We start from the raw sequence: 22,446 nt of genomic DNA, 5'->3' as shown, positions 1-22,446 counted from the left end.
GTCTGTCGTGACGGACCCCCTCGCCCCGCTGCTGGAACTACCTGGAGTTCTCGACTCCGCCGAACGTGCGCGCGACGCTCTGGGCGCGGTGCACCGGCACAAGGCCAACCGTCGAGGATGGCCGGCCACCGCCGCCGAGGCCGCGGTCCGTGCGGCTCGCTCGTCGTCGACGCTCGAGGGCGGTTCGATGGATTTCCCCCGCGAGGGCGAAGAAGGCGACCCCATTCTGGCGGGTGCCCTGCGAGTCGCGGCCGCCCTCGACGGTGATGCGCTGCAGAACACGGTCTCGACGTGGAAGCGCGCACCGCTTCAGACCCTCGCACGACTGCACCTGTTGGCCGCAGCCGACCTCGTCGACGACGCCTCCGAGCTCGGCCGTCCCCGCAGCGATGCAGGTGTCGGCGAGCGACTCGACCTGCTCGCTCAACTGGTGACCGGCGGAACCTCTGCACCGGCACCGGTGATCGCGGCGGTGGTCCACGGTGAACTGTTGACGCTCAAAGCTTTCGGATCGGCCGACGGCATCGTTGCGCGGGCTGCATCGCGACTGGTGGCAGCGTCGTCGGGATTCGACCCCCACAACCTGGGAGTGCCGGAGGTGAGCTGGATGCGTCGGGCGAATGCCTACCGAGACGGCGCGACGGGGTTCGCGGAGGGTACGGCAACCGGCGTCGGGAGTTGGGTGATCCTGTGCTGCGGGGCATTCGAAGCCGGTGCGGCAGAAGCGACTTCGATTGCCGAAGCTGCTCAGTAGGAGTTGTGAGCACGTAAAAGGGCGGCGAGCGGAGCCTGCAGTAGTGAGCATATAAAAGGGCGGCGAGCGGAGCCTGCAGTAGTGAGCATATAAAAGGGCGGCGATGCCGACTTGCGTCGACGTCGCCGCCCGTTAGCACGGAGCGCCTGGTTACCAAGCGTGCACAGGTGGGCTGTGATGGACTACCACGTGGCCTCGGCGAGAATTCGACGGTGATGAGGTCATCCCTGCAACCGGTGCAGGGTTCTTGCTGATCACTGACGAATGTCGCAGGCCCACAGCGCTTCTGCCATTAGGTGGCAAGCTCCGCGTGGGTGCCGGTGTCCGTGCTGGGAATCCCGGTCGGGAGAGCGAATCTTCTCTTCCGATTCGTTCTTGGCCTTCCGTTCTTCCGTACGTCATTTGTACCCCGTGACGCTCCTCACATCAAGGGGTTGGACGTCATCTTTTTCTTCGGAGCAGTCCGTAGGTGATCGCGCCGGCCGCGAGAGCGCTGAAACCTGCTGCGGCGCTTGCTGCTACGGTCTTGCCCGACGGGGTCTGGATTCGTGATCGCAGCGAGACCGGGTTGGAGAAGGTGAGAATCGGCCATCCGCGGGAGGCCGCTTCCTTGCGCAGTGCACGATCGGGGTTGACGGCCGTGGGATGCCCGACTGCGCGCAGCATCGGCACGTCGGTGATCGAATCCGAGTACGCGTAGCTCGACGCCAAGTCGTAATCATGTTGCGCGGCCAGGGAGTTCATGGCGTCGACCTTGCCCTCGCCGTAGCAGTAGAAGTCGACCTCGCCGATGTACTTGCCCTCCACGGTCACCATCGTCGTCGCCATGCTGTGATCGGCCCCCAGCAGCTCGGCGATGGGGCGCACGATCTCGTCACCGGACGCCGAGACGACCACGACGTCGTGTCCACGGAGCTTGTGGTCGGCGATGAGATCGGCGGCTTCGGCGAACACGAGGGGGTCGACGATGTTGTGCAGCGTTTCGGCGACGATTGCTCGCACCTGTTCGACGTCCCAGCCTGCGGTCATGCTCGCGATGTGTGCGCGCATGCGCTCCATCTGGTCGTGATCGGCTCCGGAGAGCAGGAACAGAAATTGTGCGTAGCTGCTCTTGAGGACTGCGCGCCGGTTGATGAGTCCTTGGTCGAAGAACGGCTTGCTGAATGCCAAAGTGCTGGACTTGGCGATGATCGTCTTGTCGAGGTCGAAGAATGCCGCGACGCGCGCTGTGCGTCGGCCGGCCGGGACGTCGTCGTTGCTCGCGCTCTGGGTCACGTTTGTCACCATAGTGGCCGGTGGTGACCGTTGGATGTTGCGCGGTGCCACTGGCGGACTCGGTTCGACGCGGTCGAGAAAAGCCGACGGTTGAACTTGCAAACAAGGACGTCCACGGGTGTAGTATTTTCTACGAGCCCGGTTCATTCCGGGCGGTGTTCAGCCCGACCCCCCGGGGCTGAACCAGACGACCCTCGCCTCCTCCCCCCCCTGGCGAGGGTCGTCCTCTTTTCCGGGGTAGGGCAAAAACTGGTACAGCAGTACCGGTATTCATCCACAGGCCCGAATCTATCCACATTTCCCCAAGTCGCGCGCATCTCGAGCAGATTCTCACGCACGCTTGGCGCATGGAAACGGACTCGCGGCAGCGGACCACGCACCCGGCAGTGACGATGTCGATCGAACTTCGCGGACTGCGCGAGGATGTCTACCGAATCGCCGCGGCCGCGGATTGTGTTGTGGAAGAGCAGAACTTACTGGTCGGTATCGGCTCGACACGTTCGATGTGGGACCGTTGCGGAATTATTCTGGTCGACTTCGCGTCCGCAGAGACGGCACTGTCGACGGGATTTCCGAGACGCGCGGGCGTCATTCTGGTCACGGCCGCACCGCCGACGCTCGACGATTGGCGAATCGCCACATCGCTCGGTGCCGAGCATGTGATCGCCTTGCCGTGGGACGAGGACGCACTCGTGCGGATACTCGGCGAACCCGCGTCGGCACCATCCGGAGACGGCGGCGTGATCGCTGTGGTCGGCGCTCGCGGTGGCGCGGGCGCATCCACTTTCGCGGCCGCACTCGGACTGTGCAGCAGCCGTTCGGGTCGACGTGCCCTCGTGGTCGAGGGCGACCGGTACGGCAGCGGCCTGGACCTGCTGCTCGGTTGGGAGAACGCTCCAGGTCTGCGGTGGTCCGGCTTGGTCGTCGAGGGCGGCCGAGTCTCCGCCGACGCTCTGCACGGGGCCCTGCCCTCCCGCTCCGGAATGTCGGTGCTGGCACTGGGCCGAGCCGATGGCCGAGGTATCGGACTCTCTGCCGTCGCAGTGGCGGCTGTACTCGATGCAGGACGCGCAGCGGGCGATCTCGTGGTGTGCGACGCCCCGCGTCATCCCAGCGACGTCTCCGACGCTCTGTATGCCGCGGCGGACCTCGTCACGCTGGTACTTCCGGCCGAGCTGCGCGCCGTGACGTCGGCCGAGGCGGTGGCCGCGCACGTGGTGGATCGAAATGCCAATGTCGGACTGGTCGTTCGCGGGCCGGCTCCGGGTGGGCTGAGGGCCGACGACATCGCCGTCGCCCTCGGGCTTCCGCTGTTGACGTCGATGCGTGCCGAGCCTGCACTGGCCGAGCGCCTCGAACGAGGAGGTCTGGTGCTGGGCCGTCGTTCGCCGCTGGCCGCAGCAGCCGACGCCGTGCTCGGTACGTTCGCGCACAAGCCCGGTGGGCAGCGGAGGGCGGCATGAGCGCCGTCGTCACCGCGGATCTGCTCGACCGCGTCCGCGATCGTTTGGCTGCATCGGCCGACGCTCCGGTTCCCGCCACCGTCGCCGCAGCCATCCGAGCGGAAGCAGGCGGGGTCATCGGCGACACCGATATGCTTGCGGCCCTGAGGATTCTGCAAACCGAGCTGACCGGCGCGGGGCCGTTGGAGCCGCTGCTGTCCGAACCGGGAGTCACCGACGTACTGGTCACCGCACCGGATCAGGTGTGGATCGATCGCGGGCGCGGACTCGAGCGCACCGGAGTTCGTTTCGTCGACGAGGCTGCCGTTCGCAGGCTCGCGCAACGGCTCGCCCTCTCGGCCGGCCGTCGTCTCGACGACGCGCAGCCCTGGGTCGACGGCCGACTGCCCGGCGTCGGGCAGGGAGCGTTCGGCGTCCGCTTGCACGCTGTGCTGGCACCGGTGGCGAGCGGAGGAACGTGCGTGTCGCTCCGGGTGCTGCGACCCGCGACGCAGGGACTCTCCGCTCTCCGTGCATCGGGAGCCGTGACCGAGGACGGGTACGAGCTGCTGCGTCGAATCGTGTTCGGTCGCTTGGCTTTCCTGGTCGTCGGCGGCACCGGGGCAGGGAAGACGACCCTTCTTGCTGCGCTGCTGGGCGAAGTGGATCCGTCCGAACGGATCGTCTGTGTCGAGGACGCGGCCGAGCTGGCACCGGCCCATCCGCACGTTGTTCGTCTCGTGGCCCGCGCACCCAACGTCGAAGGCGTCGGCGAGGTGTCGGTGCGGCAGCTGGTGCGTCAGGCCTTGCGAATGCGACCCGATCGTCTCGTGGTCGGTGAGGTGCGCGGGGCCGAGGTGATCGACCTGATGACGGCGCTCAACACAGGTCACGACGGCGGAGCCGGAACCATCCACGCGAACTCCCCGGCGGAGGTGCCCGCCCGGCTCGAAGCCCTTGCTGCACTGGGCGGAATGGGTCGAGACGCGCTGCACAGCCAACTCGCCGCGGCGGTTCAGGTGGTGTTGCACGTCCACCGCAGCGCCGACGGTACCCGACGACTGCGTGAGATCGGAATGGTCGACGTCGATCCCACCGGGCGTGTCCACATCGCTCCGGCCTGGTCGGTGGCTGCCGACGCGACGCCGGGTCGGGGTCGACTCCTCGAACTGCTCGATCGCCGCTGCGGTGACAACCGGTGACGGCCGCGCTCGTGGTCCTTGCTGCAGCAGTCGTACTGTGGCCGAGCAGCTTTCGTCGGTTGCCGCGGGAGGCACGAACGGCGTCGAGCGCGCCGCGATGGTTGATGCCGACCGGCTGCGCTCTCGTCGTGGCAGGGACGGTGTGGTGGTTCGGCGGGTTCTGGGCCGTGAGCGCGGCGGCGGTGGCGGGTGGCACCGGATGGCGCCGTTATCGTCGGAGACTCGAACGCGATCGGCGGGCCGAGGAATTGAACTGGCTCGCAACCGGAGTCGAGGTGGTCATCGGCGAGCTCCGCGTCGGATCCCATCCCGCCACGGCCAGCGCGGTTGCGGCCGACGAGTGCGGCGGCATCGCGTCGACGGCACTGCGCGGCGCGGCGTCGCGGGCCCGGCTGGGCGGCAGGGCTGCCGACGGCATCGCTGCGTCCGATTCGTTGCTGGACGCGGAGCTGGCCCGATTGGCCGCAGCGTGGCGGGTGGCGGATGAGTACGGACTCGCGCTCGCCGAACTGCTCGACGCCACCCGTGAGGACATGCTGGGGCGTAGACGGTTTCGCGAACGAACGGACGCAGCGCTCGCCGGAGCCCGCGCCACCGCGCTGGTCCTGGCCGGTCTACCGATCCTCGGAGTCGCGCTCGGTCAGCTGATGGGAGCCAATCCACTGCAGATCCTGCTCGGCGGCGGGCTCGGCGGAATGCTGCTGGTCATCGGCACGGCCCTGGGCTGCGCGGGACTGCTGTGGACCGACGCGATCACCGGCAAGGTGACGACCTGATGTGGGCGACGGTGCTCTGTCTGGCATCGGCACTGATCACGCTGCCCACGGTCGCGAGCGGATTGCACAGGCTGGCACCCGACGGTCGTGCGGATGCCGACGCCGACGATGCGCCGGCCCCCGACCCGCTTGCGGTGGCCACGACCTTCGATCTGCTCGCAGCGTGCCTACGTTCGGGCCTTCCCGTGGCGACTGCCGCTGCGGCAGCGGCACATTCCGCTCCGATCTCGTTCGGTGTCGCGCTGCGCAAGGCCGCCGATCTGCTCGAACTCGGAGCCGACGCCACCACAGCGTGGGACGCCGTCGCGCAGGATCCGGAGACCGAGGCTCTGGCGAGGATGGCACGGCGATCTGCCCGAGCCGGGTCGTCCATGGCGTCGGCGATGACGGAACTCGCTGCGACCCAACGAACCCGAGCCGAAGACGCATCGGCTGCTGCCGCCGAGCGTGCCGGTGTGCTGATCAGCGGGCCACTGGGGCTGTGCTTTCTGCCTGCCTTCATCTGTCTCGGCATCATCCCCGTGGTGATCGGACTGGCGGGCAACGTACTGGGCGGCGGTCTGCTGTGACCGCCGCGCACTCGAGTGTCCGATGCGGAGATGCTGCATCGGAGAACAGGGAGGGGAATCGAGATGATCGAGAATGCACTGCAGGAGTTGAAGACTCGAATCATGCTGTTCGGCGTGGAGGACGACGGCATGTCGACCGCGGAATACGCCATCGGCACCATCGCGGCCGCGGCGTTCGGGGCGGTGTTGTACACGGTGGTGACCGGCAACAGCATCGTGACGGCGTTGACGGGGATCATCGATCGAGCGTTGAACACTGCCGTCTGATCTTGGGCGATGATGACGGGGCCGTGACGGTGGAGGCGGCGTTCGCGATCGCGTCCATCGTCGCGGTGATCGTGGTGTGTATCGGGGCGATCGTGTCGGTGACGATGCACATCGGGTGCGTCGATGCCGCCAGAGAAGCTGCTCGGTTGGCGGCCAGAGGTGATGGTGCGCAGGCTGTCTCGGTGGGGCAACGGGTCGGGCCGGACGGTGCTCGGGTGACGGTGACCGAGGACGGTGAGTTCTTCGTCGCGCGGGTGGAGGTGGAGAGTCCGCTGCCGGGGTTGACATTGTCGGCTGAGGCGGTTGCTGCTGCGGAACCGGTTGCAGCGGAGTGAGGCCCGCTTTCGGGAGGGCGCTGCAGGACGACGAGGGCGGGGCGACGGTGTTGGCAGCGTTGGCGATGTCGGCGTTGATCGCTGTCGTTGTGATGGTGATTCATGTCGGCTCGGCGGTGGGTGCTCGTCATCAGGCGCAGTCGGCGGCCGATCTCGCGGCGCTGGCGGGTGCGGGGGCTCTCGATCGTGGGGTGGCCGATGCGTGCGAGACGGCGCGGGGGTTGGCGGTACGAATGGGGACTCAGTTGCGGGAGTGCACGATCGACGAGTGGAACGTAATCGTCACGGTGGGCCAGCCGGTGTTCCTCGGTCGCTTCGGAATGTCCGACGCCATCGCCTCGGCTCGGGCGGGTCCGGGGTGACCGGACGTCCGCCCCGGACCCGTCTGGATCCGCCCTTATTCGCACACGCGCGCGCGTTTGTCAGGTGCGAGCGGAATCGCCCCGTTGGAGCCGGCTATTCCGCGCGCGTTCAGCGAATGCGCGCGCGTTTGCGTCGAACCGGGACCTCCAACCCGGCCGCGAACCGGGGCCTCGACGGTCCGACTTCAGCGGTCAGTGTGGAGTAACGGTGCGGGCCCCGGACTGCAGTGGGGCGAATCGAGTGAGTTGAGTGACGTGCTCCGGGGTGAGCTCGGCGATCGAATTGACCTGCAGCAGTTGCATGGTGCGCACGATGTCTTCGCGCAGGATCTCGATCATGCGGTCGACGCCGGCGCGACCTCCGGCCATCAGGCCGTAGAGATAGGCCCGGCCGACGAGTGTGAACGACGCCCCCATCGCGATGGAGGCGACGATATCGGCACCGTGCATGATGCCCGTGTCGACGGCGACCTCGAAGTCGGAGCCGACTTCGCGCACGACCTGCGGCAGCAGGTGGAAGGGGACAGGAGCGCGATCGAGTTGTCGGCCTCCGTGGTTCGACAGGATAATCCCGTCGACTCCCAGTTCGGCGAGACGGGCCGAATCGGCCACCGACTGAACACCTTTGACGACAAGCTTGCCGGGCCAGATCTCCCGGATGACGTCGAGGTCCTCGAACGAGATGGACGGATCCATCGCCGAATTGAGCAGCTCGCCGACCGTGCCGTCAGTGGAAGACAGTGACGCGAACTCGAGCTTGGCCGTGGTGAGGAAGTCCCACCACCACCATGGACGCGGAATGGCGTTGGCGATGGTCGACGCGGTCAACTGCGGCGGGATGGAGAACCCGTTGCGCTTGCCGCGCAGGCGAGCTCCTGCAACCGGTGTGTCGACCGTGAACAGCAGTGTGTCGAAGCCTGCCTTCGCGGCGCGTTCGACCAGCCCGAACGAGATGTCGCGGTCGCGCATGACGTAGAGCTGGAACCAGTTGCGCCCATTCGGGTTGGTGGCCTTGACGTCGTCTATCGACGTGGTGCCCAGGGTCGAGAGGCAGAACGGAATTCCAGCCGCTCCGGCTGCGGCAGACCCGGCGTACTCACCCTCGGTCTGCATCAGGCGGGTGAATCCCGTCGGCGCGATGCCGAACGGGAGCGCGGACGGCCCACCGAACACTGTCGTCGAGGTGTCGACGTGGGAGACGTCCCGCAGGATCGAGGGATGGAATTCGACGTCGCGGAAGGCCTGACGAGCTCGCGAGAGTGAGATCTCGGCGTCGGCGGCACCGTCGGTGTAGTCGAACGCCGCGCGCGGGGTGCGTCGACGGGCGATGGTGCGGAGATCGTCGATGGTGAGTGCCGCGCTCAGGCGTCGGCGGCGCAGGTTCAGATCGGGCTTCTTGAACGAGAGGACCTCGCGCAGGTCGGTAGCTCTGGGAATCTGCCGGGTGATGGGCATGTCATGGTCTCGATTCTGTGGGCGGATCTCCTCCCACCACACCACCCGAGGTCCCGGCAGCGACGCGCAGGGTGGTGCCCCGTCAGCTCCGCATCAGAGTGCGGAGCGCCGTGGCCATCGCGGGTTCGGTGTATCCACCGGTCCTGGCCACGAATGTGGTTCGACAGGTGATCACTTCGATTCCCGACGCGTCGGTGAGGGTGTTGCTGGTGACCATCACGTCGCTGCCCGAGGACTGTCGAAACGATTCCAGACACAGGTCGGAGTTGATCCGGTCGCCCACCTGCAACGGTCGTCGGAGCACGATCTGCTGATCGGTGTGCAGCACGTCGCTCACGGAGTAGCCGATCAATAGGTGCTCGAACAGTTCGGGCAACAGCCGCGTGCCGATGACGCTGACGAACGTGACGGGAGCGATCAACGAGTCGTAGCCGAGAGTGGCTGCGGCACGTTCGAGGTGATGCGATGGATGGTCGTCCTGGACGGACCGAGCGAACTCTCGAATCTGTTCACGCCCGATCTCGTAGTCCTGCGGCGGGAGATAGTGACAACCCACCTTTTCCACGATGGCCGGAACAGCCGCTGCATACCGGCCCGTCACGTGATCGGTCACAGGCATGTCGGACCTCCACAAGTCCTCCGGCTTTGTCGAGTCATCGACATTGGAACAGACTCAGAACTGACAGGTCGTCAGGGTTGCGCATATTTGCGAACGATCACAGTGGAGTCGGCGGTGTGCTGGAGATTCGCCAGGGCGCGCCTCGCCGCAGGTTCGCAAACGCGCGCGCTTTTGCCAGGTGCGCGCAGATCCGCCCCGATGCGGCAACAATTTTGCTCGCGTTCAGCGAATGCGCGCGCGTTTGCGGCCGAACTGGTGCGGCCGGCTCACCCCTCCCGAGTGATGGCCGACAACACCGCCGTCAACACTCGAACAGCTCCGTCTTTGTCCAGTGGATCGTTGCCGTTTCCGCATTTGGGTGATTGCACACACGAGGGACATCCGGTCTGGCATTCGCACGAGACGATGGCGTCTTTCGTGGCGGTGAGCCAGTCTGCGATGGCGACGTGTCCTCGGTCGGCGAAGCCTGCTCCGCCGTCGTATCCGTCGTAGACGAACACCGTCGGCAGGCCGGTGTCGGGGTGCAGTGCCGTCGACACTCCGCCGATGTCCCAGCGATCGCAGGTCGCCACCAGTGGCAGCAATCCGATCGCGGCGTGTTCTGCGGCGTGCAGTGATCCGGGGAATCGTTCGTACGGAACTCCGCTGTGCTCGAGAAACTCCGGAGTGATGGTGTACATGACGGCTCGGGTGTCGAGAGTCTGTGCGGGCATGTCGAGTTCGATGGAATCGAGTACCTCGCCGGAGAGCAGGCGTCGCAGATATCCGACGACTTGATGTGTGACGTTCACCTGAACCAGCGCGACGCGTACCTCGCCGTAGTCGACGGATTCGTGCACCGCGGTGATCGAGATGTCGGTGATCTCGCGCGCCGAGGTGTTCCATTCGGGCTGCTCGGCGTGCACCAGTGCGAGGCCGGCATCGAGATCGAGTTCGTCGACGACGAAGGACTCGCCCTGGTGGATGTGGACGGCACCGGGGTGGGCGGTGGCGGGCGCTCTTCCCCCGTCGACTGTGCCGAGCATGCGGCCGGACTCGCCGTCGACGATGGCCACCTGCACCCCGGTGCCGCCGCGAATGTTGACCGAGCCGTGCGGCGAGAGTTGCTGTCCCTCGGGGGTGATGAACCACCCGTGCGGACGCTTGCGTACGTAGCCTTTCAGTTCGAGTTCCTCGAGCACCGATTCCGCGTTCAGCTCCTCGGCCTCGACGAGGGTGATCGGTAGTTCGACTGCAGCGCAGAGCAATTGCGGAGCCAGGATGTACGGGTTGGTGGGATCGGTGACGGTGGCCTCGACAGGCTTGTCCAGCAGGGCCGCCGGGTGATGCACCAGATACGTGTCGAGGGGATCGTCACGCGCCACCAGTACCAGCAGCGAGCCTTCCCCGCGTCGTCCGGCCCGGCCGCCCTGCTGCCAGAACGACGCGACGGTGCCGGGAAAGCCGGCGACGATCACCGCGTCCAAACCGGCGATGTCCACGCCCAGTTCGAGCGCATTGGTGGTGGCCACGCCGAGCAGGGTGCCGTCGGACAGGTCGGATTCGAGCTTGCGCCGGTCCTCGGCCAAATACCCTGCGCGATAGGCGGCGACGCGTCGTACCAACTGCGGATCGACGTCGGCGAGAATTCGCTGGGTACCCAGAGCGGTCACTTCGGCTCCGCGTCTGGACCGCACGAATGCCAGGGTTCGCGCGCCCTCCACCAACAGGTCGGCCATGATGCGCGACGCCTCGGCCCCGGCCGACTTGCGAACCGGCGCACCGTTCTCGCCGGTGATCTCCTCGAGCAGCGGCGGTTCCCACAATGCGACGGTGCGTGCTCCGTGCGGGGATCCGTCCTCGGTGACCTCCTCGCACGGCGCGCCGATGAGGCGACTGGCTGCTCGCCCCGGTTCGGACGTCGTCGCGCTGGCCAGAACGAATACAGGCGATGCGCCGTACCGTGCGCACAGGCGTCGTAGCCGGCGTAGCACCAAAGCGACGTTGGATCCGAAAACGCCTCGGTAGTAATGGCATTCGTCCACCACCACGTAGCGCAGATTGCGGAGGAACCGCGACCATCGCTCGTGCGAGCCGAGGATGCCGAGATGCAACATGTCGGGATTGGTGAAGATCCACCGCGCATTGGCGCGTGCCCACTGGCGAATTTCGATCGGCGTGTCACCGTCGTACGCGCTGGGGAACACTTCGGCGAGTTCTTCTGAGCACGAACGTAACTCGTCGGTGATCGAGATCGTGGTGCGTAGCTGGTCGGCACCGAGGGCCTTGGTGGGGGCGAGGTACAGCGCGGTCGCCCGGGCATCGGCGGACAGTGTCGTCAGAATCGGGAGTTGATATGCCAGCGATTTGCCCGACGCCGTGCTGGTCGAGAGCACCACGTGACTGCCTTCGGCCGCGAGTGTCGCCGCACGTGCCTGATGCGTCCACGGTTGTGCGATCCCACGAGAGGTGATCACCTGCACCACTTCCGGGCCGACCCACGACGGCCAGGAGGCGAACTGCGAGGCCCGTGCCGGCAGCTCCGCGACGTGGGTCAGCGGGCTCTTGTTCGCGGGCGAGCCCGCCAGCACCCGATCCAGCAACCGCTGCCCGTAAGTCTCTACATCCGCACCGCCCAGCGGATGCTTGTCGCTCACTGCCGGTCTCCATGCATTCGTTCGATCTACTGGCCACCCGTTCGAGCTCGATGCGACCTGGGGTCCTCATGCTATCGCGGACGCGAAACGGGCCGCTCGAGCCCTGGTGAGAGTGGTATTTCGCCCGTCCGGCGGTGTGTGCTCCCCCGACGCGGGCAATTTGTTCGAAAAGGGTCGGTTTTCGACTGTTGCGAACGCGGAGTTCATGGTTCACTTGACGCGGTCGCAGCTTCTGTGTTCGTTCTACGCTTCGCAGGATCTTATGTTGCGGGCGCGGTACTGGGAGAGCTCGTCCATCAGGGGGAATCCTGAGGGGGATTCGTACAAGTGCAGCGGTCGGAACCGGCCCGATGGATCGAAAGTGCGCTCCATCGAATCCGGTGTTAGAAAGAGAAGGAAAAGCATGGCACAGGGAACTGTGAAGTGGTTCAACGCCGAAAAGGGCTTTGGATTCATCGCACCAGAAGACGGCTCCGCTGACGTTTTCGTTCACTACTCCGAGATCCAGGGCAGCGGCTTCCGCACCCTCGAGGAGAACCAGCGCGTCGAGTTCGAGGTCGGACAGGGCACCAAGGGTCCTCAGGCCACGGGCGTTCGCGCAGTCTGATTCTCTTCTCTTCGGAGTCGAGATACTCATCCCCCTTTCCCATCGGCCTACTACAGGCGATGGGAAAGGGGGATGTTTCGTTCGGGCGAACCACCGGGGAGCGTCGAAAGCCGTGAGCGCGGACGCCTATGTCCTAATGTCCATGCTGTGAACCAGCTGTCCTTCTTCTCTGCCGAGTCGTTACCGCCCGCGGTGACCGATCTCAGCGGGCTGCTGGCTGCCACCGGGCATGTCGTCACCTCCTCGGGATCGGCCCGTATCTCCGTCGTGGTCGACGCGCAGTGGCGCGCGGATGCCATCGCCGAACTCATCGAGCAATGCGGTCTGACGCCGGAGCTCGGTCGGTCGGAAGAGGACAGACCACTGGTGCGTACCGCGTCGGTGCCCGAACTGTCTGCCTTGGCGTCTCTGTGGACCAAGGGCGCTGTCAAGGCCGTCCCGCCCGGTTGGGTACCGGGTTCCCGTGAACTGCGCGCCTGGGTGCTCGCATCGGGTCGTCCCGAGGCCGAGGGGGAGCGCTACGTGCTCGGCCTCGATCCCCATGCGCCGGAGACGCACGCCGTCCTGGCTCAGTCACTGATGCGCGCGGGTATCGCGCCGACGCTCATCGGCACGCGCGGATCCAATCCTGGCCTCCGAATCACCGGTCGACGTCGGCTGTTGCGACTGACCGAGAACGTCGGCGAGGCTCCACAGAACGTGGACGCACGTACCAATTGGCCCCACGCCGAGTAGAACGATCTGTGACTGATCTGCGAGTATTTGGCCGACGTATGTCAGTCTGTTAGTAGTGGGACAGGCAAATCTGCCTGTGAAAACGCACTAGGGAAGGTTCGGCAGCAAGGTGGCAGCACGTAACAACGGCACGGGGGACAGCTCCGCCGAGCCACGTCGTCTGGTCATCGTCGAGTCTCCGACCAAGGCAAAGAAGATCGCCCCGTACCTCGGGAGCAACTACGTCGTCGAGGCCTCCGTCGGCCACATTCGCGACCTTCCCCGCGGTGCCGCGGACGTTCCCGCCAAGTACAAGGGTGAGCCCTGGGCGCGTCTCGGTGTGGACGTCGACCACGACTTCGAGGCCCTCTACGTCGTCTCGCCGGAGAAGAAGGGCAAGGTCGCCGAGCTCAAGAGCCTGCTCAAGGACGCCGACGAGCTCTATCTCGCCACTGACCCCGACCGCGAGGGTGAGGCCATCGCCTGGCATCTCCTCGAGACCCTGAACCCCAAGATCCCCGTTCGACGCATGGTGTTCCACGAGATCACCAAGCCGGCCATCCTCGCCGCAGCGGCCGATACCCGCGACCTGGACCAAGACCTGGTCGACGCCCAGGAGACGCGTCGTATCCTCGACCGTCTCTACGGCTACGAGGTCAGCCCGGTGCTGTGGAAGAAGGTCATGCCGAAGCTCTCGGCAGGCCGAGTGCAGTCCGTCGCCACCCGCATCGTCGTCCAGCGTGAGCGCGAGCGGATGGCTTTCCGCAGCGCCGAGTACTGGGATATCTCCGCCACGCTCGACGCCGGAGCCGAGGCAACGCCGCGCAGTTTCGGTGCCCGTCTGGTCAATGTCGACGGCAATCGTGTCGCCGCCGGTCGCGACTTCGGGGCCGACGGCAAGCTCAAGTCCGATGCAGTGACCGTCCTCGACGAACCCCGTGCCCGACGCCTCGCCGAGGCTCTCGAGGGCGTCGATCTGACGGTCGCGTCCGCCGAGGACAAGCCCTACACCCGCAAGCCGTACCCGCCGTTCATGACGTCGACGCTGCAGCAGGAAGCCGCCCGCAAGTTGCGCTTCAGCTCCGAGCGCACCATGCGGGTCGCGCAGCGGCTGTACGAGAACGGCTACATCACCTACATGCGTACCGACTCGACGACGCTGTCGGCGTCGGCGATCTCCGCGGCACGCACACAGGCGACCGAGCTCTACGGGCCGGAGTACGTCCATCCCTCGCCGCGGCAGTACACCCGCAAGGTCAAGAACGCGCAGGAGGCCCACGAGGCCATCCGCCCGTCCGGTGACGTCTTCCAGACGCCCGGTCAGTTGCACTCGGCCCTGCAGACCGACGAATTCCGACTCTACGAGTTGATCTGGCAGCGCACGGTCGCGTCGCAGATGGCCGATGTTCGCGGCACCACGCTGACCCTGCGCATCACCGGAACGGCCGGAACCGGCGAGGAGTGCACGTTCTCGGCGTCCGGTCGCACCATCACGTTCGCCGGCTTCCTCAAGGCCTACGTGGAGAGCGTCGACGATCAGGCAGGCGGACAGTCCGACGACGCCGAATCCCGTTTGCCTGCCCTGGTTCAGGGCCAGGCCGTCACCGCCACCCAGCTCGATCCCGACGGCCACACCACCAACCCGCCCGCACGATTCACCGAGGCGTCGCTCATCAAGACGCTCGAGGAACTGGGCATCGGTCGGCCGTCGACGTATTCGTCGATCATCAAGACCATCCTCGACCGCGGGTACGTCTACAAGCGCGGCAGTGCACTCGTGCCGTCGTGGGTGGCGTTCTCGGTGGTTGCCCTGCTGGAGGCGCACTTCGGGCGTCTGGTGGACTTCGACTTCACCGCAGGGATGGAGGACGACCTCGACGCGATCGCGGGAGGCCGTGAGCGACGCGGCAATTGGCTGCAAAGCTTCTACTTCGGCGGCGACACCGGTGCCGAGGGTTCGGTGGCCCGCTCCGGTGGTCTGAAGAAGATGGTGGGCCAGAATCTCGAAGAGATCGATGCGCGCACCATCAACTCCATTCGCCTGTTCGACGACTCCGAGGGTCGCGAAATCCATGTGCGCGTAGGCCGTTACGGCCCGTACCTCGAGCGCATGGTGCGCAACGACGACGATCCCGACGGCGATCCGATCAGCCAGCGCGCCAACCTGCCCGACGATCTTCCGCCGGACGAGTTGACGATCGACTTCGCCGAAAAGCTGTTCGCCACACCGCAAGAGGGCCGCAAGCTCGGTGTCGATCCGCTGACCGGTCACGACATCGTGGCCAAGGAAGGCCGTTTCGGGCCCTACGTCACCGAGATCCTGCCCGAGCCGGAGCCCGAACCGACGCCCCCCGAGCCCGACATCGTCCCGGTGCCGTCCGGCAACGACAGTGATGGCGGCGGCGGGGTAAAGACCGCGGTGAAGAAGGCCGCGGCCAAGAAAGCGCCGGCCAAGAAGGCGGCTGCGAAGAAGGCGACCGGCCCCAAGCCGCGCACCGGCTCTCTGCTCAAGTCCATGGATCTGGCGACCATCACGCTCGACGATGCACTCAAGCTGCTGTCGCTGCCGCGTGTCGTCGGAGTCGATCCGGAGTCCAAGGAAGAGATCCTCGCGCAGAACGGTCGCTACGGCCCGTATCTGAAGAAGGGCACCGACTCTCGCTCGCTCGCCGACGAGGATCAGATGTTCACCGTCACGCTGGAAGAGGCGCTCAAGATCTACGCCGAGCCCAAGCGTCGCGGTCGTCAGGGTGAAGCCAAGCCGCCGCTACGCGAGATGGGCGTCGACCCGATCAGTGAGAAGCCGATGGTGATCAAGGACGGTCGCTTCGGGCCGTACGTCACCGACGGTGAGACCAACGCCAGCCTGCGCAAGGACGACGACGTGGAGTCGATCACCGACGATCGCGCGTCGGAGTTGTTGGCGGACAGGCGCGCTCGCGGACCGGTGAAGAAGAAGGCACCGGCGAAGAAGGCGGCGGCCAAGAAGGCACCGGCGAAGAAGGCCGCTGCGAAGAAGGCTCCGGCCAAGAAAGCTGCTGCGAAGAAGACGGCCACCAAGACCACTGCTGCGAAGAAGGCACCGGTCAAGAAGGCTCCGGCCAAGAAGACCGACAGCGAATAGCCCGCGAGCTCGAAGTTATGGACGGGATTTCGGCCGAATGCGTCCATAACTTCGAGTTCGGCGCTGCTCGGGAACAGTGCGGCGGGGGGTAGTCGGTCCCAACCGTTAGGGTTGCGTGCATGGCGGGTGTGTTCGATCGATTGGTCGGTCAGGAAGATGTCGAGGCCGATCTGACGGCGGCAGCGGTGGCGGCTCGCACCGGTGTCGACTCGTCGGCGATGACGCATTCCTGGCTGTTCACCGGCCCGCCCGGGTCCGGTCGTTCCATCGCCGCCCTGTGCTTCGCCGCGGCATTGCAGTGCACCACCGAGGGCGTTCCGGGGTGCGGGCACTGCCAGGCCTGTTCGACGACGATGGCCGGAACCCACGGCGATGTGCGACGCGTCGTGCCCGAGGGCTTGAGCATCAGCACCAAGGAGATGCGAGACATCGTCTCCATCGCCTCGCGTCGGCCGAGCACAGGTCTGTGGCAGGTGGTCGTCGTGGAGGACGCCGACCGACTCACCGAAGGTGCCGGAAACGTGTTGCTGAAGGTGGTCGAGGAGCCGCCGGCGCGGACGGTGTTCCTGCTGTGTGCGCCGTCGGTCGATCCGCAGGACATCTCGGTGACCCTGCGCTCGCGCTGCCGGCACGTCTCGCTGGTCACGCCCACGGTGCCGGCGATCGCGCAGGTGCTGCAGACGCGCGACAAGCTCGACGCCGAGACGGCGGAGTGGGCCGCATCGATCAGCGGCGGCCACGTGGGCAGAGCGCGTCGACTCGCCACCGACGAGGACGCGCGGGCGCGTCGCAAACGTGCGCTGGCTCTGGCGTCGGCTGCGGCTCGGCCCAATCAGGCGTATCTCGCGGCCGAGGAGTTGGTGAAGGCCGCCGAGGACGAGGCCAAGGAGATGAGTGCCTCCCGCGACGAGGCCGAAACCGAGGAGCTGCGGACGGCTCTGGGTGCGGGCGGTACCGGTAAGGGTGCGGCGGGTGCGCTGCGCGGCTCGGCCGGGGTGCTCAAGGATCTGGAGAAGCGGCAGAAGTCGCGTGCCACCCGAACCGGTCGCGATTCACTCGATCGCGCGCTGATGGATCTGGTGGGCCTGTATCGAGATGCGCTCGCTCGCTCGTACGGATCGACCGCGACCGCGACGCACCCCGACATGGCCGAGCAGGTCGAACGCATGGCAAAAGCCGTCCCACCCGAGGCGCTGCTGAAGAGCATCGAAGCGATCCTCGAATGCCGAGAGTCGTTGGCGGTCAACGCGAAACCGAAGTTCGCGATCTATGCGATGGTCGCAACTCTGGGCGACGTACTGCGCTAGTTCTGCGTCTTCTTGCGGGCCCGCGAGGCCCGGAGATTGGCAACGTTGCCGCAGGTCTTCACGTCGTGCCAGACGCCACTGTTGTTGCGGGAGCGGTCGAAGAAGGCGGATCCGCACGCCTCGTTCTTGCAACGCTTGAGTCGACGCCACGTGTCCGCCTGTTGGGCGAGAAGCACTTCCGACCAGATCTGCGACGCGATCCGGTCGGACCCGGTGCCGGTGGGGGAGAGCCGGACGGTGCCGTCGGTACCCGGAACGAGCTCGACTCGCACTGCCGGCTGCGCAGCCATATCGCCTGCAATGGCCGCTTCCACATCGGATCTCAGTATCCGTAGAGCGGCTGCGTCTGCGTCCGACAAGGACGTCCCCCAGGTAGCGGATGCTGACCTGCCGTCTGCGATGAGGTCGGGCAGGTCGTAGGCATCGATGGCTCGCGTGTTGAGCAGATCCTGAACCACCTGCAAGCCGTCGGGTGCCGGCGCGAGTCGGAAGCGCTCCGTCGGAGACAGTGACATAATTGAACTGTATTTGACTATGTCGTATCGGTCAACTATGAATGACAGAATCAAAAGCATTTGACCTCTGTCTTGAAGGGTGACGACCATGGTGTCGATTGAAGGAGCAACAGTGTTGGTGACCGGCGGTCAGCGCGGTCTGGGCAAGGCGACGGTCGACGCGTTGCTCGAGCGTGGAGCCGCGAAGGTCTACGCGACAGCCAGAAATCCGCGAGAGGACACCGATCCTCGGGTGGTGCCGGTTGCTCTCGATGTCGCCGACGCCGATTCCGTTGCAGCGCTTGGTGATATCGCGTCCGACGTGTCGATCGTCTTCAACAATGCCGGTGCGCCGGGTACTACTCCGCTGCTGACGACGTCGATCGACGACATTCGAGCGGTGTTCGAGACCAACGTCTTCGGTGCCCTGCGAATCGCGCAGGAATTCGCCCCGATCCTGAAGGCCAACGGAGGCGGCGCGCTCGTCGACATCCACTCGGTGCTGTCCTGGCTCGGCGGTGCGGGTGCCTACGGTGCATCCAAAGCGGCGATCTGGTCGGCCACCAACTCGCTGAGGCTCGAGCTCGCACCGCAGGGAACCCTCGTCGTCGGGGTGCATCTCGGATACACCGACACCGACATGATCGCCGATCTCGACGTCCCGAAGAACGACCCACGCGACGTGGTGCGCCAGGTGCTCGACGCCGTCGAGGCCGGCGAGACCGAAGTGCTCGCCGACGACGTGACCAGGCACGTCAAGTCGATCCTGAGCGGGCCGGCGGAAGGACTCGGCCTTGCAGGCTGATCGCACGAGGAGGCGATTTTCGTTTCGACGTGATGCTCCGTTAGACTCACCAACGCCGAAAGGCACGCCGCCTTAGCTCAGTCGGTAGAGCATTTCACTCGTAATGAAAAGGTCAAGAGTTCGATTCTCTTAGGCGGCTCCACCAGCAGGCCCCTGACACGCATCAGCGTGCCGGGGGCCTTTGTGGTTGTTCGATTCAGCGTCGGATCGACCCCTTCGCCCAGTCGGTCCTGCAAGATCAGTCCATGCATACCGACAGCGCCCGCGGTGACCTGATGGCAGCGATCGTCACCACCGGCACCGGGGGATACGACAAGCTCGTCGTGTCAAAGGTGCCGAGACCCGTGCCGGGTCCGGGTGAGGTGCTCGTTCGAGTGTTGGCGGCGGGGATGAACAACACCGAGATCAACACACGCGTGGGCTGGTACCCCGACGGCGGATGGAACGACGCGACGCCGTTTCCGTTGATTCAGGGCACCGACTGCTGCGGGGTCGTGTGTGCGAGTCCCGGTATCGACGAGTCCATCGTCGGCCGCCGGGTCCTGGTTCGATCGTGCATGCGCGTCGACGGATTCTCGTCGGGCGAGACGCGTTGGTTGGGTTCGGACATGGACGGCGCGTTCGCCCAGTTCGTCGTCGTTCCCGCGAGCGAGGTCTTCGTGGTCGATTGCGGGTGGACCGACGCGGAGCTGGCGACGATCCCGTGTGCGTACGGCACAGCGGAGAACATGATCGCTCGCGCGGGAGTCCGCCCGGAGTCGACGGTGCTGATCACCGGCGCGTCGGGTGGAGTAGGTTCTGCCGCAGTGCAACTCGCCGTTCGGCGCGGCGCGCGCGTGATCGGCGTCGCGAGCCGCGCCAAACACGACCAGCTCCGCGAACTCGGCGTGGACGAGGTCCACGGGCGCGATGAGGACCTGGCGACCGCCCTCGGCAAGCGCAGCGTCGATGTGGTGATCGACAACGTCGCAGGCGACGGTTTCGGTCCGTTGCTCGACCTCCTCGTTCGCGGGGGAACCTACGTGTCCTCGGGTGCGATCGCAGGACCCGTCGTCGAGCTGGACCTACGCACGATGTACCTGAACGATCTGACGCTCCTCGGGTGCACGGCGTGGGACGAGGATGTATTTCCGAACCTCGTGTCGTACATCGAGGCCGGTGAGATTCGTCCGTTGCTGGCCGAATCGTTTCCCCTCGAGCAGATCGCTGTAGCGCAGCAGCGCTTCCTGGAGAAGAACCACGTCGGAAAGTTCGTGCTCGTTCCGCCGGTCATCGTCGACCGGATCGAATCGTAGTGAGAGGGGACGACATCGACGGGAGCCATCTCGAACAGACTGTTGTACAACGAATCCCCGGTGCGTTCAGAATCCGGGGAACAGCTGTACCAGATCGTCGCGGCCCGTCGGGCCGCTGATGTCCACGTCGTCCTCGGGACGGAGGCGGCCGTAGACGAGCCGGGTCATGACGTCGGACGTGGCGGTGACAGTGCTCGGTGCACTGCGATCCGTTCCGGTCTCGATGTGGACCTCGTCGTCGACAACCAGGAGATCGCGGTGGTCGCTGTGCAACAGGAGGATCTGCCGCGCGGCGAGTCGTTGCCGGACGGCACCGTCGTGAAAGCGAGAGGCAATCATGTCGATCCGCTGCCACACGAGGTCGAGTTGGCCGACCGTCGCCGACGGGTCGAATGTCACCGCGACATCCCAACCGTGCAGAGCGTGCTCCGAGAGCCGGTAGCCCAGGTACGTGGTCAGGTCCATCGGGCCGGCGAAGTAGGGGACCCGTAGCGATTTCTCCTGCTCGACGGTGATGCCTGCGAGCAGTTCGAGGTGGGCGGCGTCCGCTCGCTGCCACTGCAGCCGTTGCTCGGCAGGGCCCAGGTCGTTCCAGCGGTCCCAGATCGGGGTGAGTTCGTCTCGTTGCGGGCCGCGGTGGTCACCGGCCAGCCCGCGGCGTACCAGTTCGGTGCAGATCTCGGCGGCACTGCCGAGATGCGAGAGAACCTGCGCGACAGTCCAGTCCCCATCACGAGACGCCAGCGAAAGATCTTCCGTGCTCAGCCCGTCGACCAGGTGTCGTAGATCGTTCGAGGCGGTCTGGAGGGCGTGTAGCCAATCTCGTGAGGGGCGCGTCGTGTGGTCGAATTGGGGCATTGTTCTCCTCGGTCGGTGATGGCGGGTGCAGAACTCGGGTAGGCCTGATACGTCAGACCTGGTACGGCATGTCGGCGGCGGTGAGGCCCTCGAGTGCCATACCGAACGGCACGTCCTGCACGATTCGCTTGCGGAGGTTCCGGTTCAGGGTCTGCTTCTGCAGGGTTCGATAGAGTGCCGGCTTGGCGGCAAGGCCGCGCGCAATCTCGAGGCCCCGTGTGAGCGCCTTGTCGTGGGCCAGCACCTCACTGACGACGCCCCACTGCAGTGCTGTCTTCGCGTCGATCGACTCGCCGGTCCACAGCAGCCACTTGGCGCGAGCGGTCCCGACGATCTCCTCCCACACCACCTGCACGCCATCGCCGCCGGTGATGCCGAAGGCCGGGTGGGGCGAGTCGCCGTAGGTGGCCTGTTCGGAAGCGATGTGGATATCGGTCAGCAGCAGGTACTCGGAGTGGATGGTCGCCGGGCCATTGGCGACACCGATCACCGGCAGTGGAAGCTCGACCAGGCGCTGGAGAACCTTCGCACCCTCGACGCGGGTCTTCTCCCAAGCGGCCGGTTTGAAGATCTCCCCGAGGCTCGGGCCGTCGATGTCTTTCACGAAGTGGTCGCCGGTGCCGGTCAGCACCATCGCCCTGTTGTCGCCGTCCAGCGCGATCTGCTCGAGCAGCGCCGGAAAGTCTTCGTGGGTTCGGCCGGTGAAGGTCAGTGCCTCGCCGCCTGTGTGGAGGCGCACGAGCAGCACGCCATCCTCGTCACGAGTGATGGCGAAGTTGTCGTACTCGGTGAAGTAAGCCGGGGTGGTCATGGAGCGCCTTTCGTCTCTAACTGAACAGGTCTGTTCGCATAGCTGAGTGAACAGGTCGGTTCAGATATTGTCAAGCGCTAACTGAACAGATCTGTTCAGGACGGGTAGGCTTGCATCATGACCACCGTCAAGACTCGCCGTCGGCCGGGACTCGAGCGCGTCCTCGCGACCGCCGATCGGCTCTTCTACGAGCGCGGGATCCATGCAACGGGGGTCGATCTGATCGCCGACGAGGCCGGTGTCTCGAAGACCACCATGTACACCTACTTCCGAACCAAGGACGACCTGGTCGCGGCATACCTACAGGGCCGCAGCGACCGCTGGCAGCGGCACGTCGCCGAGCAGTTGGAAGTGCGCGGGGGAAGCTCGACCGACAAGGCTCTGTCGGTCTTCGATCTACTCGGCGAATGGTTCGGGACGGACGATTTTCGAGGCTGTCCGTTCATCAACGCCGAGGCGGAGTCGGCACCGGATGCGCCGGGGCATCAAGTCAATCTGGGGCATCGCGGATGGGTGCGGTATCTGTTCGCAGAACTTCTGCGGCCGCTCGGTGTCACAAGCTCGGACGAAATGCTGATCCTCCAGCTGACGACCCTGTACGACGGCGCTATGGCCAGTGCCTACGCCGAACCCGGGCCGTCCTGGGCGCATGCTGCGCGGGAAGCAGCCCGCGGCCTCATCGATCGCTTCGAAACCGAGCAACCGCCAGTTCGGTGAGTCGAGATCTCGGTCGCGCCGG

Annotated in this window: 22 protein-coding genes and 1 tRNA gene; 16 read left to right on the top strand and 7 right to left on the bottom strand. The window is 65.8% G+C overall.

Going from position 1 to position 22,446, the window contains the following annotated elements; translation table 11 throughout:
• Positions 1-7: 7 nt before the first annotated feature.
• The gene (locus CH273_RS05470) at positions 8-754 is read left to right on the top strand and encodes a hypothetical protein (protein WP_032395248.1); all 747 of its coding nucleotides are present in this window, start codon (positions 8-10) and stop codon (positions 752-754) included.
• Positions 755-1,195: 441 nt separating this feature from the next.
• Here the strand turns inward: CH273_RS05470 and CH273_RS05465 are convergent, their stop codons facing one another.
• Positions 1,196-2,041, bottom strand: coding sequence for an HAD family hydrolase (locus tag CH273_RS05465; RefSeq protein WP_230596757.1), 846 nt, complete (start codon positions 2,039-2,041; stop codon positions 1,196-1,198).
• Positions 2,042-2,376: 335 nt separating this feature from the next.
• On the opposite strand from CH273_RS05465, the gene ssd reads away from it, so the two are divergent.
• From ssd to CH273_RS05430, 7 genes are all read left to right on the top strand, one after another.
• Positions 2,377-3,492: a septum site-determining protein Ssd gene (ssd, locus tag CH273_RS05460; protein WP_082322453.1), complete on the top strand. Its 1,116-nt coding sequence runs from the start codon at positions 2,377-2,379 to the stop codon at positions 3,490-3,492.
• On the top strand, positions 3,489-4,673 hold the full coding sequence (locus CH273_RS05455) for a TadA family conjugal transfer-associated ATPase (RefSeq protein ID WP_032395247.1): 1,185 nt from the start codon (positions 3,489-3,491) through the stop codon (positions 4,671-4,673). Before ssd ends, CH273_RS05455 begins: the two co-directional genes overlap by 4 nt.
• A complete protein-coding gene (locus CH273_RS05450; protein ID WP_032395246.1) occupies positions 4,670-5,449 on the top strand; it encodes a type II secretion system F family protein in 780 nt (259 codons plus the stop codon). The genes CH273_RS05455 and CH273_RS05450 overlap by 4 nt, the downstream gene beginning before the upstream one ends.
• Positions 5,446-6,018: a type II secretion system F family protein gene (locus CH273_RS05445; protein WP_082322489.1), complete on the top strand. Its 573-nt coding sequence runs from the start codon at positions 5,446-5,448 to the stop codon at positions 6,016-6,018. The genes CH273_RS05450 and CH273_RS05445 overlap by 4 nt, the downstream gene beginning before the upstream one ends.
• A gap of 63 nt (positions 6,019-6,081) precedes the next feature.
• Positions 6,082-6,285: a DUF4244 domain-containing protein gene (locus CH273_RS05440; protein WP_032395244.1), complete on the top strand. Its 204-nt coding sequence runs from the start codon at positions 6,082-6,084 to the stop codon at positions 6,283-6,285.
• A 2-nt stretch (positions 6,286-6,287) separates the two neighbouring features.
• Positions 6,288-6,620, top strand: a complete 333-nt coding sequence (locus tag CH273_RS05435; RefSeq protein WP_230596755.1) for a TadE family type IV pilus minor pilin — start codon at positions 6,288-6,290, stop codon at positions 6,618-6,620.
• Positions 6,617-6,982, top strand: coding sequence for an Rv3654c family TadE-like protein (locus CH273_RS05430; RefSeq protein WP_256991283.1), 366 nt, complete (start codon positions 6,617-6,619; stop codon positions 6,980-6,982). The genes CH273_RS05435 and CH273_RS05430 overlap by 4 nt, the downstream gene beginning before the upstream one ends.
• A gap of 192 nt (positions 6,983-7,174) precedes the next feature.
• Here the strand turns inward: CH273_RS05430 and CH273_RS05425 are convergent, their stop codons facing one another.
• The 3 genes from CH273_RS05425 to CH273_RS05415 form a co-directional block, all read right to left on the bottom strand.
• Positions 7,175-8,437, bottom strand: a complete 1,263-nt coding sequence (locus CH273_RS05425) for an alpha-hydroxy acid oxidase (protein WP_032395243.1) — start codon at positions 8,435-8,437, stop codon at positions 7,175-7,177.
• 82 nt (positions 8,438-8,519) lie between these two features.
• Positions 8,520-9,056, bottom strand: a complete 537-nt coding sequence (locus tag CH273_RS05420) for an FAS1-like dehydratase domain-containing protein (RefSeq protein WP_094637964.1) — start codon at positions 9,054-9,056, stop codon at positions 8,520-8,522.
• 266 nt (positions 9,057-9,322) lie between these two features.
• The gene (locus tag CH273_RS05415) at positions 9,323-11,692 is read right to left on the bottom strand and encodes a DEAD/DEAH box helicase (protein ID WP_052049469.1); all 2,370 of its coding nucleotides are present in this window, start codon (positions 11,690-11,692) and stop codon (positions 9,323-9,325) included.
• Positions 11,693-12,095: 403 nt separating this feature from the next.
• Between CH273_RS05415 and CH273_RS05410 the strand changes: the two genes are divergently transcribed.
• From CH273_RS05410 to CH273_RS05395, 4 genes are all read left to right on the top strand, one after another.
• Positions 12,096-12,299, top strand: coding sequence for a cold-shock protein (locus CH273_RS05410; protein ID WP_005248460.1), 204 nt, complete (start codon positions 12,096-12,098; stop codon positions 12,297-12,299).
• 147 nt (positions 12,300-12,446) lie between these two features.
• Positions 12,447-13,034 carry a hypothetical protein gene (locus CH273_RS05405; RefSeq protein WP_032395242.1) on the top strand — a complete coding sequence of 196 codons (588 nt, stop codon included), beginning with the start codon at positions 12,447-12,449 and terminating at the stop codon, positions 13,032-13,034.
• Positions 13,035-13,143: 109 nt separating this feature from the next.
• Positions 13,144-16,137 carry a type I DNA topoisomerase gene (topA, locus tag CH273_RS05400; protein WP_032395241.1) on the top strand — a complete coding sequence of 998 codons (2,994 nt, stop codon included), beginning with the start codon at positions 13,144-13,146 and terminating at the stop codon, positions 16,135-16,137.
• Positions 16,138-16,256: 119 nt separating this feature from the next.
• Positions 16,257-17,444: a DNA polymerase III subunit delta' gene (locus CH273_RS05395; protein WP_032395240.1), complete on the top strand. Its 1,188-nt coding sequence runs from the start codon at positions 16,257-16,259 to the stop codon at positions 17,442-17,444.
• Here the strand turns inward: CH273_RS05395 and CH273_RS05390 are convergent.
• Positions 17,441-17,959 (bottom strand): CGNR zinc finger domain-containing protein, encoded by a 519-nt coding sequence (locus tag CH273_RS05390; RefSeq protein ID WP_032395239.1) that lies wholly within the window; start codon positions 17,957-17,959, stop codon positions 17,441-17,443. The two genes, CH273_RS05395 and CH273_RS05390, sit on opposite strands and share 4 nt — an antisense overlap.
• An 88-nt stretch (positions 17,960-18,047) precedes the next feature.
• On the opposite strand from CH273_RS05390, the gene CH273_RS05385 reads away from it, so the two are divergent.
• The 3 genes from CH273_RS05385 (at position 18,048) to CH273_RS05375 (ending at position 20,038) form a co-directional block, all read left to right on the top strand.
• A complete protein-coding gene (locus tag CH273_RS05385; protein ID WP_032395238.1) occupies positions 18,048-18,743 on the top strand; it encodes an SDR family oxidoreductase in 696 nt (231 codons plus the stop codon).
• Between the two features lie 66 nt (positions 18,744-18,809).
• Positions 18,810-18,885 (top strand) — tRNA-Thr (locus CH273_RS05380).
• A 103-nt stretch (positions 18,886-18,988) separates the two neighbouring features.
• The gene (locus tag CH273_RS05375) at positions 18,989-20,038 is read left to right on the top strand and encodes a zinc-binding dehydrogenase (protein ID WP_032395237.1); all 1,050 of its coding nucleotides are present in this window, start codon (positions 18,989-18,991) and stop codon (positions 20,036-20,038) included.
• A 66-nt stretch (positions 20,039-20,104) separates the two neighbouring features.
• Here the strand turns inward: CH273_RS05375 and CH273_RS05370 are convergent, their stop codons facing one another.
• Both CH273_RS05370 and CH273_RS05365 read right to left on the bottom strand, forming a co-directional pair.
• Entirely contained in the window at positions 20,105-20,896 is a 792-nt protein-coding gene (locus CH273_RS05370) for a maleylpyruvate isomerase N-terminal domain-containing protein (protein ID WP_032395236.1), read from the bottom strand.
• A 52-nt stretch (positions 20,897-20,948) separates the two neighbouring features.
• Positions 20,949-21,707, bottom strand: coding sequence for an enoyl-CoA hydratase/isomerase family protein (locus CH273_RS05365; RefSeq protein WP_032395235.1), 759 nt, complete (start codon positions 21,705-21,707; stop codon positions 20,949-20,951).
• A gap of 117 nt (positions 21,708-21,824) precedes the next feature.
• Between CH273_RS05365 and CH273_RS05360 the strand changes: the two genes are divergently transcribed.
• Entirely contained in the window at positions 21,825-22,424 is a 600-nt protein-coding gene (locus tag CH273_RS05360; RefSeq protein ID WP_032395234.1) for a TetR/AcrR family transcriptional regulator, read from the top strand.
• Positions 22,425-22,446 lie beyond the last annotated feature (22 nt).

Source organism: Rhodococcus sp. 05-339-2, from assembly GCF_002258965.1.
Lineage (GTDB): Bacteria > Actinomycetota > Actinomycetes > Mycobacteriales > Mycobacteriaceae > Rhodococcoides.
Note: the sequence above shows the minus strand (reverse complement) of the source record. Positions and strands in the feature narration are given on the sequence as shown.